Here is a 629-nt window from a genome sequence, read left to right as displayed (position 1 = left end):
GTATCTGGTGCGGTATGGCTATCACAATGGCGCTGCGCCGGATGCGGCGCCCTGCAATGGCTACATCGACGCGCTCGACGAGTTGCCGGCACTGCTGGCACGCGCGCCGGCCGCCGTCAGCGCAAGCGGCTAGCCACCCAGCCGTCGCCGTTCCGGGCGATGCGCAACAGCACCGTGCTGGAGCGGAAGCCGCCGTTGGGCACGGTCATCTCCATCTGCACCTCGCACTGCCACGCCTGCGGTTCGGGAGCGGGCTGGCAGGCTTTCTTGCGGGCCGCATGGAGCGTCACCAGCATGTCCGGCGGCACATCACCCTTGCCCAGGCGTTGGTGGTATTCAATGATGGGCATGTTGGCGCGGGCCACGTCGCGTTCGGCCAGCGCCAGGATCTCCGATTCGCTCGGCTCGCCGGCCTGCTGATGGCCCGGCGCTGCCAGCACCTGCGAGGCGACAACTGTGGCGACGGCAAAGATGAGTGCATGCATGCATTTTTCTCCCGGAATGCCGGCATCAAGGCCCGGCGGCCGTATTGCCATGCAAGGTCCGCGCCATGTTCCCGCAGGTTGGAGGTCTCCATGCAACGACAGCCTTCGGGCTTGACTGGACTCCTACACCGTCAGCGCGGCGCG

At 66.9% G+C, this 629-nt stretch carries 1 protein-coding gene; it reads right to left on the bottom strand.

Annotation, left to right across the window (positions count from 1 at the left end):
- Positions 1–116 precede the first annotated feature (116 nt).
- On the bottom strand, positions 117–485 hold the full coding sequence (locus JK635_RS29275) for a hypothetical protein (RefSeq protein ID WP_202656338.1): 369 nt from the start codon (positions 483–485) through the stop codon (positions 117–119).
- Positions 486–629: the final 144 nt, after the last annotated feature.

It is taken from the genome of Neobacillus paridis (assembly GCF_016765675.1).
GTDB lineage: Bacteria > Bacillota > Bacilli > Bacillales > Cytobacillaceae > Neobacillus > Neobacillus paridis.
The sequence above is the reverse complement of the archived record's forward strand: the minus strand, read 5'-3'. Positions and strand labels throughout refer to the sequence as shown.